This window comes from Ruegeria sp. I3 (genome assembly GCF_056532525.1).
This window is the reverse complement of record NZ_JBQFNI010000003.1, coordinates 225,430-241,680: the sequence shown is the minus strand read 5'-3', so window position 1 is coordinate 241,680 and position 16,251 is coordinate 225,430. Positions and strand designations below refer to the sequence as shown.

Sequence of the window (16,251 nt, the reverse complement as noted above, 5' to 3'; positions counted from 1 at the left end):
TGCACATACATAATGATTATTTTTATCCTTAATCGCTCATAAAAGGCGGCCGTCTACGGGAATCCCCGAATATTCAGCGTGAACGATAAGCTTAGGATGAACTCAACTGCACCGGTGAGGCGTAAGCCCCACCACTCACTCAGAAAGAGGCTGGCTATGGGGGCTGGCCTTTTTCTTTTTCAGGGCATGAAAAAACCGGCCCTCTTCGGACCGGTTTCTCTTTAGGCGTTTATGCAACCCTGGCTTATCCGATGATCGCATTCAGGGTTGCACTTGGCCGCATCACCGCAGCCGCTTTGGCCGGATCAGTGTGGTAGTATCCACCCAGATCGGCGGGTGCGCCCTGCGCTGCCGCCAACTCGGACAAAATTTGTTCTTCTTTGTCCGCCAACTCTTTCGCGAGCGGTGCAAACTCGGCGGCAAGCCCAGCATCATCGGATTGTCCCGCCAAAGCTTCGGCCCAGTAACGAGCGAACCAGTAGTGGCTATCGCGGTTATCCGGCTGGCCGACTTTGCGGCTGGGTGACTTGTTGCTATCCAAAATTCCCTGCGTGGCAGCCTCGGCAGCGGCGCCCAGGACGCCCGCTTTGGCGTTGCCCTTGCTGTCAGCGAGGAAGTTCAGGGATTCTCCGAGCGCACAGAATTCACCCATGGAGTCCCAGCGCAAGTGGTTTTCTTCAACCAGTTGCTGAACATGTTTCGGCGCCGAACCACCTGCACCGGTTTCGAACAGACCGCCGCCATTCATCAGTTTAACGATTGATAGCATCTTGGCCGACGTCCCCAGTTCGAGGATCGGGAACAAGTCGGTCAGATAATCCCGCAATACGTTACCGGTGATGGCGATGCTGTCCTTGCCCGCCGTGATAGTTTCCAGCGACTGGCGGGTTGCTTCACGCGGGGCCATAATCAAGAACTTGTCGGCCACGCCTGCTGCTTCAAGCGCTGGTTTGACATACTTAATCAGCTCGGCGTCATGGGCACGGTTTGCGTCCAGCCAAAAGATCGCCTCGGACCCGGTCAGGCGCTGACGGTCCATCGCCAGCTGGATCCAGTTCTCGATCGGGGCCTTCTTGACGGTGCAGGCGCGCCAGATGTCGCCCTTTTCGACGTTGTGGGAATGCAGCGTTTCGCTATTGGCCAGAACGATACGGATTGCACCATCTGCGGGCGCTTCAAACGTCGTCGGGTGCGAGCTGTACTCCTCGGCCTTCTGCGCCATCAATCCAACGTTGGCGACGGCTCCTGCGGTGGCTGGGTTCAGTGCACCATTGGCTTTGAAGAAATTGATGGCCTCATCATACACCGGTGCATAGCAACGGTCAGGGATCACACAGTTGGTATCGCCCTTGGCGCCGGTTTCGTCCCAACCCTTGCCACCAGCACGGATCACTGCGGGCATCGAGGCGTCAATGATAACATCAGACGGGACATGCAGGTTGGTGATGCCACGGTCCGAATCCACCATATACATCGACGGACGATCCCCTTTGATCGCATCGATTGCGGCGACGATGTCTGCGTTGCCCTGAACCCGCTCAAGCAGGTCCCCCAGACCCGAGTTCGGGTTTACACCCAGCGCGTCCAGCTCTGCACCGAATTTCTCGAACACGGGGGCAAGCCACGCCTCGACCGCATAGCCGAAGATAATCGGGTCACTGACCTTCATCATCGTCGCCTTCATGTGCAGCGAGAACATGGTGCCGTCTTTCTTGGTGTCCTCAATGGCTTCGGTCAGGAACGACGACAGTGCCTTGACCGACATGAATGTTGCGTCGGCCACGGTGCCTTCGGCCAGTGGCCAAGCGTCTTTCAGAACCGTAACGCTGCCATCTTTGCCCACAAACTCAATCTTGGCATCGCCGGCTTGCGCCGCAGTGATCGTTGCCGATTTCTCATTGGCGTAAAAATCATTGCCCGGCATCGAAGACACTTTGGTCTTGCTGTCCGCGCTCCACTCTCCCATCGAATGAGGGTTCTTCTGGGCATAGTTCTTCACAGCGCGCGCTGCGCGGCGATCGCTGTTGCCTTCGCGCAGGACCGGGTTCACGGCCGAACCCTTGATGGCGTCATAACGCGCACGGATCGCTTTTTCGTCGTCCGTCGAAGGCTCTTCGGGGTAGTTCGGAATGTCATAACCCTGTGATTGCAGCTCTTCGATGGCTGCCACCAGCTGGGGCACCGACGCCGAGATGTTGGGCAGTTTAATGACATTTGCGTCCGGTGTTTTCACCAGCTCACCTAAAGCAGCCAGATCATCAGTAATACGCTGTTCGTCTGTCAGCTTTTCGGGGAAGGTCGCGATAATACGCCCGGCCAGCGAAATGTCTTTGGTTCCGACGCTGACACCGGCTGCTGACGCAAACTTGCGGATAATGGGCAGGAACGAGGCGCTCGCCAGCTCGGGCGCTTCGTCTACAATGGTATACAATACGTCGAAGTTCGATTTTTCTGCCATATTCCCTTACCTTTTTTAAGCCTTTCAGGGGCGTGCGATCCAAGAGCATGTGCCGCCGTGACATAGGCACCAATCCCAAAGGGGACATGACGGCCCCACGGGTGACTCTGATTTGACAGGGCCTCCCTTAAATGAGGATTGGCTTGGGATCAATCGTATTGAGCGGCGCAAATTGACACGGGTCGAATTAGTTTGGGCTATTGAGTGATATCACACACCCGGAAACACCAACTCAAATCGCGCACCGGTCTTGGAAGGCACCAGCAAAATCCGCCCGCCATGTGCCCCTAACAGGTTTGTAACGATGGTCAGGCCCATCCCGGTCCCTCCCTTCTCGCGGGCGGTTGTAAAGAATGGGTTGAAGATGCGGTCCCGATTACCGTCGGATATGCCGGAACCATCGTCTTGGACAACCAATCGACCGAGTTCTGCGTGCAGGACCACCTGCCTTGCCCCGTGACGGCGTGCATTGTCCAGAAGATGTTGCAGGGCAATTTTCAGGCCAGAGGCTGCAAGGTTCAATGCCTGATCGCCGCCTTCTATGCTGATGTCCAGTTCGGGAAACGAAGCGCGCAACTGATCGGCAAGATCGTTCAGGCTTGCCTCCCCATGATGTTCCGGCACTCGTGCCTGTGCAACCGTGTTAAGAGCGCTGAGCTGCGTTTGCATCTGATCGCTTGCGCCCAATATCTGTTGCAGCAATGCGTGATCCTGGTCCGAGAGCGTTTCGGCCTCGGCCAACAACTCTCCTGCCGCACGGATCGCGGTGACAGGGGTTTTCAACTCATGCGTGACATGATCTGCAAAGACGCGGATCGAAGCTTCGCGCCGTTGCAGTGTATCCGCCATGCTCAGAACCGAACCGGCGAGGCGCGACAGTTCTTGTGTGCCGTAGTGATCGGGCGGCTCGGCGCGTTGCCCTTGTTCAATGGCCCCTGAATAGGTCGCCAGCGACGTTATGGGGCGGAGCAGAAGCCGAACCATAAGGTATCCGACCACTCCGGTCGCACATCCGATCACGATCGCCAGCAAGCCCGCAGCGTTTCGAAACCCGATCTCAGGTCCAAGATACCGCAGCGCGATCAGACCCAGCAGAGACAGGGCGAGCGTACCCGCGAGACCTCCGCCAAGAACAAAACCCAGCGAAGGGCGCCATTTGCGTCTCAGCCCGGCCATGCACCCATCCGCAATCCGATCCCATGCACGGTTTCGATGGCACCGGCCCAGCCCTGATCCCCCAACTTGCGTCGTAAGTTCCGCAAATGACTATCCAGTGTCCTATCCGAGACCGGACTGCCTGCGCCATAAATCGCATCAACCAATTGTGGTCGCGAGACGATGGCGGCGGGCGTTTGCATCAGGCGACGCAAAATCGACAGCTCGGTTGCGGTTAAGGCAAGCGCATTGCCGTCGACCCGAACCAAATGCGCCGACACATCCATTTCAACCGGGCCATGCCGCAGTAGAAGCTCTGCAGCACCCGGTTTGCTGCGTTTCAGGATGGCTTTGATCCGTGCAACCAACTCACGGGGGCTGAAAGGTTTGGTCACGTAATCATCCGCTCCCAACTCGAGGCCCAAAATGCGATCAATCTCGTCATCACGCGCGGTCAGGAACAAGATTGGTACGTCCGAGCGTGCCCGCAAGCGACGACAAACCTCAAGCCCATCGATCTCAGGCAGGCCGACATCCAGCACGACAAGATCAGGCGCTTCCCGCATCGCGTGGGTTAGAGCCATTTGGCCATCGCGGGCGGTAACCGTTTGGTAGCCCGCGCGCTCAAGCGTGATCGAGACCAGCTCTCGCAGGCGTGGATCATCATCCACGACGAGGATTTTCATCTACCTTCTCCGGCATGGGTTCGACGGCCAGATTACGGATCACCCGATCTGCGCGAAAGCCCCAATTCCTCCAATTGTCGACGACCGGAGGGGTTACGCAATTGCGTACCCGTTTGTCCTTCAGCAACTCTGCCGCCGCCATCTCATTGAGCTGACATGCGTAGTAGGCATCAAACCGTATCGGATTTTCCAGATTCCAACGGGCGATTAAGGCTGAAAAATTCACGAAGCAGCATGCATAGAGCACGCCAATCCCCAGGATCGCAGATCGCAGCAATAACCAACGGTTCGATTTACCCTGCAAAATTTGCCAACCGGTCAGACACAAGCCCACAGCAACCAGCGCCATCCATATTGCCGCATGAACACGCAAATAGGTCAGCCCGTAGAAATCAACGTAAAGCGACAGGCGCATCAGCGATGAGATCACCAGCAGTACATTCTGCGCCAGCCACAGCATCATCCATCTTGTCAGCCCCTGCCGCTCGTTCAGATAGGGTCGCGCGGCCAAGGCAAATGCGCCCGCCAGCAAAGCTGTGACCAAGAGTGGGTATGCCCCGCGATGAGCATATTCAGCATAGGTCATCCCCTCGGGCAACTTGGCATTGCCCCAGAGAAAGACCATGTCCATCCCAGTTTGCACCGCCAGCAGCAAGTTGAACACCATTAGCGCATTGGCAACGGATTGGGCATTCAAGCCAAAGGCAGGCAATGGGCGCTTGCGTCCGGGGCCAAATCGGGGGGCAAGCAAGTCAGGCCGCAGGGTGACCGCAAGAAAGGGCCAGATCGTGATTGCCGCCCCGATCCAGAATAGCAGTCGGTCGAACCGCAGATCAAATCGCCAAATCCGATCGATCCAATCAGACAAGACCGGATTGGCCGCAACCATCAGCGAAGCAAGGATCAGTGCGCCTCCGATCGGGAAACTCCAGTTGCGCAGTGTACGAAGGCCAACCCCGTCAACGCGGGAAACCGAATGACCTTTCTGAACCGCCTCTACCCCGTGTCTGAGCGCCAATATTGGAAACAGGGACAGAAACCGGCGAACCGAAGCGACCTCATGATTGCCCAGCACGGCCCAACACAGCGCAATGGTCGATCCACCCAGCAAGAAAGCTATGGACAGGGCTTGAACATATTCCACCACCGGAAGAATGCTAAGCAGCAAAAGAAGGGCTGGCCCGACAAGTCCACCACGGCGACGCAGCAAGGCAAACACGACAGCGGAAACTGCCAACACAAAGAGTGCGATTGAAAGGCCAGGAGAATGGTCGAAAAACAGAAAATCGGCGAGCGCAACCAGAAACGCCAAACCCAAAAAAGCGTGGCGATTGCCGGGTTCCGCTAAGCCATCGGCTCGGTTTGTGCCTCGATCAGGGGTGTCCAGCCACCAACTATCTTGTAAAACTGATGCCGGTACACCGCGCACGATGAACTGTCCCATTTAACTGCTCCTTGTTTGTGTTGGTTCTGTCTGGCCTAGGCAGGTGCAGATCACCGCGTAAGGGTCGTGCATTTTTTGTGCAGAGGTGCTTTTCGCAGCGCAGCCTCTTCCCCTTGTGCGTGCCGGTGGCTAAGACGATCTTCCAACCGCAAGTCAGGAGGCCCCTTTGGACCGTATCGCCCGCACCATCGCCACCGAGATTAACGCCCGCGCGGAACAGGTTGGGGCCGCGGTCAGGTTGTTGGATGAAGGTGCGACCGTGCCCTTTGTCGCCCGTTATCGGAAGGAAGTGACCGGCGGGCTGGATGATACCCAATTGCGCACCCTTTCCGAGCGACTGAATTATCTGCGTGAGCTTGAGGCCCGGCGCGAGGCGATTCTGTCCTCGATCAAGGATCAGGGGAAACTGACGGACGATCTGGTGAAATCGATCGCCCAAGCCGAAACCAAGGCGCAGTTGGAAGACATTTATCTGCCGTACAAGCCCAAACGCCGGACCAAGGCGATGATTGCCCGCGAGAATGGTCTGGAGCCGCTGGCCGATGCGATTCTGTCGGACCGGTTGGCTGAACCAGAAGGGCTGGCTGAAGGGTATCTGATTGAGGCTGTCCCCACGACCAAAGACGCGCTGAATGGTGCACGGGACATCATCACAGAGCGGCTTACCGAAAACGCTGCTTTGCTGGGAGAGCTCCGAAACTTCATGCAACGTGAGGCGTTGCTGAGCGCAAAGGTCGTCGAGGGCAAGCAACAGGAAGGTGCCAAGTTCAGCGATTACTTTGATCATTCCGAGCTTTGGTCGAAAACCCCGTCACATCGAGCGCTGGCCATGTTGCGCGCCTCAAAGGAAGGGATCGTAACGCTCGACATTGCTCCCGAACCCGAAGCGGGCGCCGCGCGGGCCGAGGCCATGGTTGCGGCTCATCTGAACACGCGCGGTGATACTCCTGGTGACAAGTGGCTACGCAAGGTCGCGGGCTGGACATGGCGGGTCAAGCTGTCGCTGTCGATGATGGTCGAGCTGATGGCCGACCTGCGCAGCCGCGCACAAGACGAGGCAATTCAAGTGTTTTCGCGCAACCTAAAGGATCTGCTATTCGCTGCTCCGGCGGGGGCACGTCCGACGCTTGGGTTGGATCCCGGCATTCGCACCGGGGTTAAAGCCGCCGTGGTGGATGCAACCGGCAAGGTGGTTGCAACGGATACGCTATATCCGTTTCAGCCCAAGAATGATCTGCGTGGTGCACAAGCGGCAATCCTGAACCTTATCGCTACACATAAAATCGAGCTTATTGCCATCGGTAACGGCACAGCCAGCCGCGAGACTGAGCGTTTGGTGGCCGATACGCTGTCGCTTCTGCCCAAGACCGTCAAAGCGCCCACCAAGGTCGTCGTTTCCGAGGCTGGAGCCTCGGTCTACTCGGCATCCGAGCTTGCCGCGCGCGAATTTCCCGACCTCGACGTCTCGCTACGTGGAGCGGTCTCGATTGCCCGCCGGCTGCAGGATCCCTTGGCTGAACTGGTCAAGATAGAACCCAAGAGCATCGGCGTCGGCCAGTATCAGCACGATGTGGATCAGCACCGCTTGTCACAGTCACTGGAGTCGGTGATCGAAGATGTGGTGAACGCTGTGGGCGTGGATCTGAATACCGCTTCAGCCCCCTTGCTTTCTCACGTCTCGGGTCTGGGACCGGGATTGGCCGAGGCGATCGTCACGCACCGAGATATTCATGGTGCCTTTGCGTCTCGCAAGGATTTGCTGAAGGTGGCCCGCCTTGGTCCGCGCGCCTTCGAGCAGTGTGCAGGTTTCCTGCGAGTTCGTGACGGTTCAGAGCCTCTGGATGCCTCCTCGGTTCACCCCGAGGCTTACGTTGTCGCCCGTCGGGTAGTGGCAGCATGTGGGCGCGACATTCGCCAAATCATGGGGCATGAAGGCGCGCTGAAAGACCTGCGCGCCGAGCAGTTTGTGAGTGACACCTTCGGCTTGCCAACGGTTCGCGACATTTTCACCGAATTGGAGAAGCCCGGCCGAGACCCGCGACCCAGTTTCAAAACGGCGTCGTTTACGGACGGGGTTGAGGAAATCACGGACCTGAAGCCCGGCATGGTGCTGGAGGGTACCGTCACCAACGTCGCCGCCTTCGGCGCGTTTGTCGACATTGGCGTGCATCAGGACGGGTTGGTTCATGTCAGCCAACTGGCCGATCGGTTCGTGAAGGACCCGCATGAGGTGGTCAAAACCGGGCAAGTTGTCAAAGTGACGGTGGTCGAAGTCGACGTTCCACGTAAGCGCATTGGGCTGTCCATGTGCAAGGACGGTGGTGCTTCGGCACGCGAGGGCAATGCACTTCGTGGCAAGGGCAAACCGGCACGAACACCCAAGCCAGGGGAACAGCGGCGCAGCCATGGGGGTCAGAGCACCCAGAACGGGGCCTTTGGTGACGCTCTTAGAGACGCCTTCAATAAACGTTAGGCGGCAACCCTGTCATAGGGCTAAATACGAGGCGTGTTTCTGCAAGACCTACATTCACCTAAGCCCCGGCAGACAGAAAGAAAAGCAGGGCGCTAACATTCGGGTGTTGCAACTCGGACCATGATCTGGATGATGCTGGCCCATGATGGCCGAAAAATTCGGCCAACCGTATGAAAATGCGGCCACAACAAAAAATGGGGAGACGACTTATGTCATTCAAAACTCTGATGCTTGCCGCCAGTGCAACGGCGATGATCGCGGCGGGCGCTTCGGCGGAGACGCTGCGATGGGCCCGTGCAGGTGACGCGCTTACGCTGGACCCGCATGCACAAAACGAAGGCCCGACCTCGGCCATGGCGCACCAGATCATGGAAACGCTGGTGATGCGTGATCACTCAGGTGCACTGGTTCCATCGCTGGCGACCGAATGGGCACCATCGGAAGAAAATCCGAATGTCTGGGTGTTCAAACTGCGCGAGGGCGTTACCTTCCACGACGGTGCCGAGTTCGACAGCGAGGATGTCGTGTTTTCGCTGAATCGCGCGATGACGCCGGATTCGGATTACAAGGAACTGTTGGCCTCTGTGAAAGAGGTGCGTGCGCCCGACAAGTTCACGATCGAGATCGAAACTGACGGACCGAACCCGATCATGCCCAACAACCTGACCAACATGTTCATGATGGACAAAGGTTGGGCCGAGGCAAACAACGCTGTCAAGGTTCAGGACTATGAGGGCGGCGAAGACACGTTTGCGGCCAAGAACGCCAATGGCACCGGTCCCTACAAGCTGGTCAGCCGCGAGCCGGACGTGAAAACCGTCCTGGCCGCCTATGACGGCTATTGGGGCAAGGATGAGTTCCCGCTGCAGGTGACCGAGATCATCTATACCCCGATCCAGAACGCCGCGACCCGTGTTGCCGCGCTGCTGTCGGGTGAGGTTGATTTCATTCAGGACGTGCCCGTACAGGACCTCGAGCGTGTAGCCGGAACCGATGGTCTGGACGTACGCACCGCGCCGCAGAACCGGGTGATTTTCTTTGGCATGAACATGGGCGATGCTGATCTGACCTCGGACAATGTGGATGGTAAGAACCCGCTGGCTGATGTCCGCGTTCGACAGGCGATGTCAAAAGCGATCAATCGTGATGCGATCAAACAGGTCGTGATGCGTGGTCAGTCTGCTCCTGCTGGCATGATCTCACCTCCATTTGTGAATGGTTGGGATGCAGATATGGATGCGTCCTCGTCAACCGATATCGAAGGGGCCAAGGCGTTGATGGCCGAAGCAGGCTATCCTGATGGATTCTCGCTGACCCTGAACTGCCCGAATGACCGCTACATCAATGATGAGGCGATCTGTCAGGCAGCGGTTGGAATGCTGGCCCAGATCGGCGTCACAGTTAACCTGGACGCCAAACCGAAAGCCCAGCACTTCCCGTTGATCAACAACCTAGAAACAGATTTCTACATGCTGGGCTGGGGTGTTCCGACTTATGACTCGGAGTACATCTTCAACTTCCTCGTCCATTCGAAGGGCGAAAAGTACGGCTCGTGGAATGGCACACGCTATTCCAACCCGGATCTGGATGCCAAAATCGTGGCCCTTGCCTCTGAAACTGATCTGCCCGCACGTGATCAGCAGATCGGTGATATCTGGCAGGTTGTTCAGGACGAACAGCTTTATATCCCGATCCACCATCAGGTGCTGAACTGGGGCATGAAATCGGGCGTGGGCACCATCGTCGAGCCGGAAGATTCACCGAAGATCAAGTACTTTGAGATGAACTAAACTATCCTTTGTGATGGTATGCAGGGCGCGGAAACGCGCCCTGTTCTTGTTTGCGCCGTCGGTAACGGACATGTGATCTCGGCGCAGGAACGGCTTTACGTGGCAGCGAAAAAGCTGGATTGTTTCAGCGCTAACAGGGAGATTTCGCCATGATCCTCAGAAACAGTGCAATCGGCCTGACCATGTTGCTTGCAAGCGCCGCGCAGGCGGCCGAATTTAAGTGGGCCTCGACCACCGATCCGCAGACGATGGACCCTCACGCGGTCAACTCGGCCCCAGTTCTCGGTTTCCTGAACAACGTCTACGAAGGGCTGGTCCGCCGCGGAAAGGATATGAGCGTTGAGCCCGCGTTGGCTGTCAGTTGGGAACCGATCGGCGACGGCGAAGGATGGCGGTTCAATCTGCGTCAGGGCGTGACCTTTCACGACGGAAGCAGCTTTGACGCGCAAGATGTGCTGTTCAGCTACCAACGCGCCTCGGGTGAGGCTGCGGACACGCGCAGCTGGTTCGCTCCTGTCAGTGACGTCATCGTAGTTGATGACTACACAGTTGATATCATGACGACAGCACCTAACCCGCTGTTTCCGTCATCGATTGCCAACTGGATGATCATGGATCAAGACTGGACTGAGGCCAACGACGCCGTGGTCCCCGACAAAGAAACCGGAAACTACGCCACCATCAACGCCAACGGCACCGGCGCGTTCAAGGTGACCGAGCGCGAGCCGGGTCTTAAGACCGTGTTGGAACCTTATGAAGGCTGGTGGGGGGATGTTGAACACAACATCACCCGTGCAGAATTTAATCCGATCCAAAATCCTGCCACGGCCGTAGCGGCGCTGCTATCGGGCGATGTGGACATGATCAACCCGGTCCCCATTCAGGACGTCGCACGGCTGCAGCAGAACGCAGACGTCGATGTCATCCAGGGCATTGAGGCGCGCGTGATCATGCTGGGCTTCGACCACGAGGCTGACACGCTGAAATACACAGACGATGCGGGCAAACCCAACCCGTTCCGTGACGCGCGCGTGCGGCAGGCAGTTGCGCAAGCGGTGAATGTCGACGCCATTCTGGCCACGATCATGCGCGGAAATGCCGAGCCCGCATCGCAGCTCGTCAGCCCAGCCATGAGCGGGTTTTCCGAGGCCAACGCCGGACGCCCCGCGTTTGATGTGGAAGCTGCCAAGTCCCTGCTGGCCGAGGCCGGATATGCAGATGGTTTCTCATTTGGCCTGAAATGCCCCAATGACCGCTATCTTAATGACGAGGCCGTCTGTCAGGCCGTCGTTGGTATGCTGGCTCAGATCGGGATCACCGCCGAGCTGGACGCGATGCCAGTGCGGAACTATTGGCCGGAACTGCGCGAAGATAATTACGACATGTACCTGCTGGGCTGGAGCCCCGGTACGTTCGACGCCGAGCATCCGGTCCGGTTCCTTGTCGCAACCCCGAACGAAGAGAAAAAGCTGGGTAGCTGGAACTTCGGCGGCTTCTCGAATGCACGTGTCGATGAGCTGTTGCCGATGATCCAGTCAGAACTGGATGAGGCCAAGCGTCAGGCGATGCTGGATGAGGTTACCCAAATCTATCAGGACGAACACGTTTATGTGCCGATGTATGTCCAGCCGTTGGTTTGGGGCACACGCAGCAATGTCGAGGTCACGCAGCGTCCGGACAACTTCTTTCTGCTGCGTTGGGTGAATGTGAATTGATCGGCGGCAACGTCGCGTTGGGTTGACAGCACTCTCTTGACCATCTGGTCAAGGTCGGCCTAGAGAGACCGATCTACGAGGGAAACATATGTTCGCATATATCGTCAGACGGATGTTCCAGTCCGTCATAGTGCTGTTGGTCGTGGGGTTGGTCGCCTTTTCGATGTTCCGATTTGTTGGCGACCCGATCGACAACATGCTGGGGCAAGAGCGCACGCAGGCCGACATTGACCGCCTACGGACCGAGCTTGGGTTGGACCAACCCTTTGTGGTGCAATACGCCAAGTTCCTGCAAGGCGCCGTTCAGGGCAATTTCGGTGTGTCTTATCGCCAGGGGCGACCGGTCTCGACCATCCTGGTGGAGCGCGCTCCGGCGACGTTGGAATTGGCCTTTGTATCCGGCTTTCTTGCGATCACGATGGGCATTGCCCTCGGTGTCTTTACTGCAATCCGACGACAAGGGATCGCTGCCAATGTGATCATGACCGTTTCCTTGATCGGGGTTTCGCTGCCGACGTTCCTCATAGGTATCCTGCTGATCTATGTTTTCTCGGTTGAACTTGACTTACTGCCCAGTTTCGGGAGGGGCGAGACGGTTATGATTGGCAGTTGGTCCACCGGGTTTCTGACGACCTCGGGGCTCAAGGCGTTGATATTGCCTGCAATCACGCTGGGCCTCTATCAAATGACACTGATTATGCGGCTTGTCCGGTCCGAGATGCTGGAGGTTCTGCGCGCTGACTATGTCCGCTTTGCCCGCGCCCGAGGGCTGTCGGACCGGGTGATCAATTTCCGCCACGCGCTGAAGAACACTCTTGTGCCGGTGATCACCATCACGGGCCTTCAGCTGGGGTCGATCATCGCTTTTGCCATCATCACCGAAACGGTGTTCCAATGGCCGGGCGTCGGCTTGCTGTTCATCAACGCGATCCAGTTCGTGGATATCCCCGTTATGGCTGCCTATCTGATGCTGATCTCGGTGATGTTCGTGACAATCAACCTGATTGTCGACCTTCTGTACTATGCCATTGACCCGCGCCTGCGTGTCGACGCGAGGGCCACATGACCGAAACGATGGAAACCCCGAAAGTCGCGCCTAAATCGCGTATGGCTAAATTCTGGGACAGCGATTTCGCCTGGTCTTTCCGGCACTCTCCGGTAGCCATGATCGCATCTTTGGTCGTGGTCATTCTGGTGCTGGCGGCGATCTTTGCCCCGCTGATCGCGCCATATAACCCGTTCGATCCAGCAACACTGAACCTGATGAACGGGTTCACACCACCAGGTACGCCCAATGCGTTTACGCAAGAGACCTTTTTGCTAGGCACAGATGACCAAGGGCGCGATGTGTTCTCGACCATCCTCTACGGGTTGCGCATTTCATTGTTCGTAGGTGCCTCTGCTGTGCTTCTTGCCTTGATCATCGGCGTGATCCTCGGTCTGATCGCTGCGTATTTCGGAGGTTGGATCGAGACGCTGATCATGCGTATCGCAGACGTGCAGCTGACGTTCCCGGCCATTCTGGTCGCGATGCTAATCTTTGGGATCGCCAAAGGGATCACTCCGCCGGAATACCGCGATGAGATGGCAATCTATGTTCTCATCATCGCAATTGCGTTGTCGGACTGGGTGCAGTTCGCACGCGTCGTCCGTGGTGCTGCTCTGGTTGAGAAAAACAAGGAATATGTACAAGCCGCGCGCCTGATCGGGCGTGGATCGTTCCCGATCATGTTCCGTCACATCCTACCCAATGTCCTTAGCCCTGTTCTTGTTATTGCGACCATCTCGCTGGCGCTAGCAATCATTGCTGAGGCCACATTGAGTTTTCTGGGTGTGGGCGCCCCCCCGACCCAGCCGTCGCTGGGAACACTAATCCGGATCGGGCAAGGTTTCTTGTTCTCGGGCGAATGGTGGATTTTGTTCTTCCCGGCCTGCACGCTTCTGGCCCTCGCCCTGTCGGTCAACTTGTTGGGCGACTGGCTGCGCGACGCGCTGAACCCAAAACTGCGGTGATTTCATGAGCCTTCTGACCATCCAAGACCTCACCGTCGAATTCCCGACCCGCCGCCAGCTGTTTACCGCAGTGGACCACGCCAGCCTTTCTGTAGAACCCGGCGAAATCCACGGACTTGTGGGCGAATCCGGGGCAGGTAAATCCACCATCGGCGCTGCCGTGATGGGCCTTCTGGAACGCCCAGGTCGCATTGCCAGCGGCCAGATTAAGCTGGGCGGCGATAAGATCAGCGGCATCGATGCCGAGGCGATGCGCGGGCTGCGCGGCAAGAAGATCTCGATGATCTTTCAAGACCCGCTTACGTCGCTGAACCCGCTATTTACAGTGCGCGAACAACTGGTCGAGACGATCCAGGCCCATCTGGGTGGATCCGAGGCCGAAGCAAGCAAGCGCGCCCGTGATTTGATCGACCGCGTTGGCATCCCAGACCCGGATACTCGGCTGGATCAGTACCCGCACCAGTTCTCGGGCGGCATGCGGCAACGCGTGGTGATTGCTCTGGCACTTTGCACCGAACCGGATGTGATCATCGCCGATGAACCCACGACAGCTTTGGATGTTTCGGTTCAGGCCCAGATTCTGGACCTGATCAAGGAACTGGCACAAGAGCGTCAGGTGGGTGTCATCCTGATCACCCATGATATGGGCGTGATCGCCGATACAACTGACCGCGTGACCGTGATGTATGCGGGCAAGGTGGTTGAAAGCGGCACCACGGCACAGGTGATGGGCCAGCCGCAACACGAATACACCAAGTCCCTGATCGCAGCCGTACCACGCCCGACGCTGAAACTGCATCGCTTCCCTCAGATCAGCTATGGCGGGCGTGAAACGCGTTTCGCGATCGAGGATATGGCACGCCACTGGCCCAAGGTGGATAACGACGCCAGCAAACCGATCTTTGAAATCCGCAACCTGACGAAGAAATTCCTGCAAAAGCGTGGATTACTGCCTTGGGATCGTACCTACTTCACCGCTGTCGACAACGTCAGCTTTGACATTCGCGCAGGTGAGGTCTTTGGGGTTGTCGGTGAGTCCGGATCGGGCAAGTCCACCGTCGCGCGGATGATTGCGGGGCTCTATCCTGTGGATGGTGGTACCATCACCTTTGACGGGCAACTGGTAAGCGATCTGAGTAATCGTACGGTGCAGGAAGAGTACCGCAAGAACATCCAGATGATCTTTCAGGACCCCTACTCGTCTCTCAATCCGCGTATGCGGGTGGATGAAATTGTGGCGGAGCCGATCCGCCATCACCGCCTGATGGAAGGTGCCGACGTCAAGCGCCGCGTGGACGAATTGCTGGATCAAGTGGGTTTGGGGTCAGAGGCCGGGCTGAAATATCCGCATGAGTTCTCGGGCGGTCAGCGCCAGCGCATCTCGATCGCACGCGCACTGGCGACACAACCCCGGTTCCTGATCTGCGATGAGCCCACAAGCGCGCTCGACGTTTCGATCCAGGCGCAGATTTTGAACATCCTGAAAGACCTGCAAGAGCATCTGGGCCTGACCATGCTGTTCATTAGCCACGACCTACCTGTGGTGCGCCAGATGTGTGACCGAGTTGCGGTCATGAAACAGGGACAAATCGTCGAGGTTCAGGACACCAGCGATCTGTTTGCCAGTCCGAATACCGAATACGCGCAAGAACTGTTGCGGTTGATGCCGAAACTCGATGACCTGTCGACTGACGGGCTTGGGGTCGAAGCGGAATAAGGCCGCTACACCCGTTGCAGGCGCTCCGTGACTAGAAGCCTTGTTCGAATGCCCGGAACTCGGCAGCGATAGCCGCTGCTGCTATCGCCAGCAGACGCTCGCCATCCTGAGGATTGGCCAAAGCTGAATGCGACCCAACGCGGCCATCCGGGAAGTCCGCGCGATGCTCGTCGGGTGGACCATGGCGATCACCTGCGTGATCCCGGATGTATTCGGCGCTGAGTTTCTGGGGCGGCTCAGCGGCCTGATTGGCAGGCAATGGTCCAAGCAAAGACTGGGTTATGGCAATCTCCGAGGGGGTGGCGTGCATCCCTTCCCAATCTCCATAGAGCTGCTGTCGCAGAACATTCACTGCGTTCGGCTCCCACCAGCTACGGATCAGCAATTGACCACCGGCAATTTCGCTTTCGATCTGCCGAAGAGGCGCCAGATTGGCCCCGTGCCCATTCACTATGAACACTCCAACGAAACCTTGCTCCAAGAGCCCCCGGATCACCTCATCTGCGATGGTGCGAAAGGTTTCGGCTGAAATAGACACCGTTCCGGGAAATCCCGCGTTGAAAGGCGCTGGCGTGTAGGCCAGCGCCGGAGCGACGATACCCTCGCATTGCATGGCGGCAGCGAGTGCGACAGCCTCGGCGCAAATCGTGTCGGTGCCAATGCGACCCATCGGGCCGTGCTGCTCGGTCGATCCAACCGGCAGCAACACGGCCGCACCGGCATTGATACGAGTGTCAACCTCGTACCATGTCATGTGCTCAAGTTTCATGACTTTGAAAACTCTCGCAGGCGCTCCAGTT

General features: G+C 57.6%; 11 protein-coding genes. 6 read left to right on the top strand and 5 right to left on the bottom strand.

Annotated features, from left to right (window positions below):
- Positions 1–244: 244 nt before the first annotated feature.
- The 4 genes from ACR0L9_RS09670 to ACR0L9_RS09655 all read right to left on the bottom strand — a co-directional run bounded on the left by ACR0L9_RS09670 (position 245) and on the right by ACR0L9_RS09655 (position 5,743).
- Positions 245–2,458: an NADP-dependent isocitrate dehydrogenase gene (locus ACR0L9_RS09670; RefSeq protein WP_480895512.1), complete on the bottom strand. Its 2,214-nt coding sequence runs from the start codon at positions 2,456–2,458 to the stop codon at positions 245–247.
- A 210-nt stretch (positions 2,459–2,668) separates the two neighbouring features.
- Entirely contained in the window at positions 2,669–3,634 is a 966-nt protein-coding gene (locus ACR0L9_RS09665) for a sensor histidine kinase (RefSeq protein WP_170422740.1), read from the bottom strand.
- Positions 3,622–4,299 carry a response regulator transcription factor gene (locus ACR0L9_RS09660; RefSeq protein ID WP_170393903.1) on the bottom strand — a complete coding sequence of 226 codons (678 nt, stop codon included), beginning with the start codon at positions 4,297–4,299 and terminating at the stop codon, positions 3,622–3,624. Before ACR0L9_RS09660 ends, ACR0L9_RS09665 begins: the two co-directional genes overlap by 13 nt.
- Complete coding sequence (locus ACR0L9_RS09655; RefSeq protein ID WP_480895511.1) at positions 4,277–5,743, bottom strand: DUF4153 domain-containing protein; 1,467 nt, start codon at positions 5,741–5,743, stop codon at positions 4,277–4,279. The genes ACR0L9_RS09660 and ACR0L9_RS09655 overlap by 23 nt, the downstream gene beginning before the upstream one ends.
- Positions 5,744–5,909: 166 nt before the next feature.
- Here ACR0L9_RS09655 and ACR0L9_RS09650 point away from each other — a divergent pair, with 166 nt between their 5' ends.
- From ACR0L9_RS09650 to ACR0L9_RS09625, 6 genes are all read left to right on the top strand, one after another.
- Positions 5,910–8,216, top strand: a complete 2,307-nt coding sequence (locus tag ACR0L9_RS09650) for a Tex family protein (protein WP_480895510.1) — start codon at positions 5,910–5,912, stop codon at positions 8,214–8,216.
- Between the two features lie 209 nt (positions 8,217–8,425).
- Positions 8,426–10,006 (top strand): ABC transporter substrate-binding protein, encoded by a 1,581-nt coding sequence (locus tag ACR0L9_RS09645; protein ID WP_170393897.1) that lies wholly within the window; start codon positions 8,426–8,428, stop codon positions 10,004–10,006.
- Between the two features lie 149 nt (positions 10,007–10,155).
- Entirely contained in the window at positions 10,156–11,721 is a 1,566-nt protein-coding gene (locus tag ACR0L9_RS09640) for an ABC transporter substrate-binding protein (RefSeq protein WP_480895509.1), read from the top strand.
- 88 nt (positions 11,722–11,809) lie between these two features.
- The gene (locus ACR0L9_RS09635) at positions 11,810–12,787 is read left to right on the top strand and encodes an ABC transporter permease (protein WP_170393893.1); all 978 of its coding nucleotides are present in this window, start codon (positions 11,810–11,812) and stop codon (positions 12,785–12,787) included.
- Positions 12,784–13,734 carry an ABC transporter permease gene (locus tag ACR0L9_RS09630; RefSeq protein ID WP_170407343.1) on the top strand — a complete coding sequence of 317 codons (951 nt, stop codon included), beginning with the start codon at positions 12,784–12,786 and terminating at the stop codon, positions 13,732–13,734. Before ACR0L9_RS09635 ends, ACR0L9_RS09630 begins: the two co-directional genes overlap by 4 nt.
- 4 nt (positions 13,735–13,738) lie before the next feature.
- Entirely contained in the window at positions 13,739–15,451 is a 1,713-nt protein-coding gene (locus tag ACR0L9_RS09625; protein ID WP_480895508.1) for an ABC transporter ATP-binding protein, read from the top strand.
- Positions 15,452–15,482: 31 nt separating this feature from the next.
- Here the strand turns inward: ACR0L9_RS09625 and ACR0L9_RS09620 are convergent, their stop codons facing one another.
- On the bottom strand, positions 15,483–16,220 hold the full coding sequence (locus ACR0L9_RS09620) for a creatininase family protein (protein WP_170511900.1): 738 nt from the start codon (positions 16,218–16,220) through the stop codon (positions 15,483–15,485).
- Positions 16,221–16,251 lie beyond the last annotated feature (31 nt).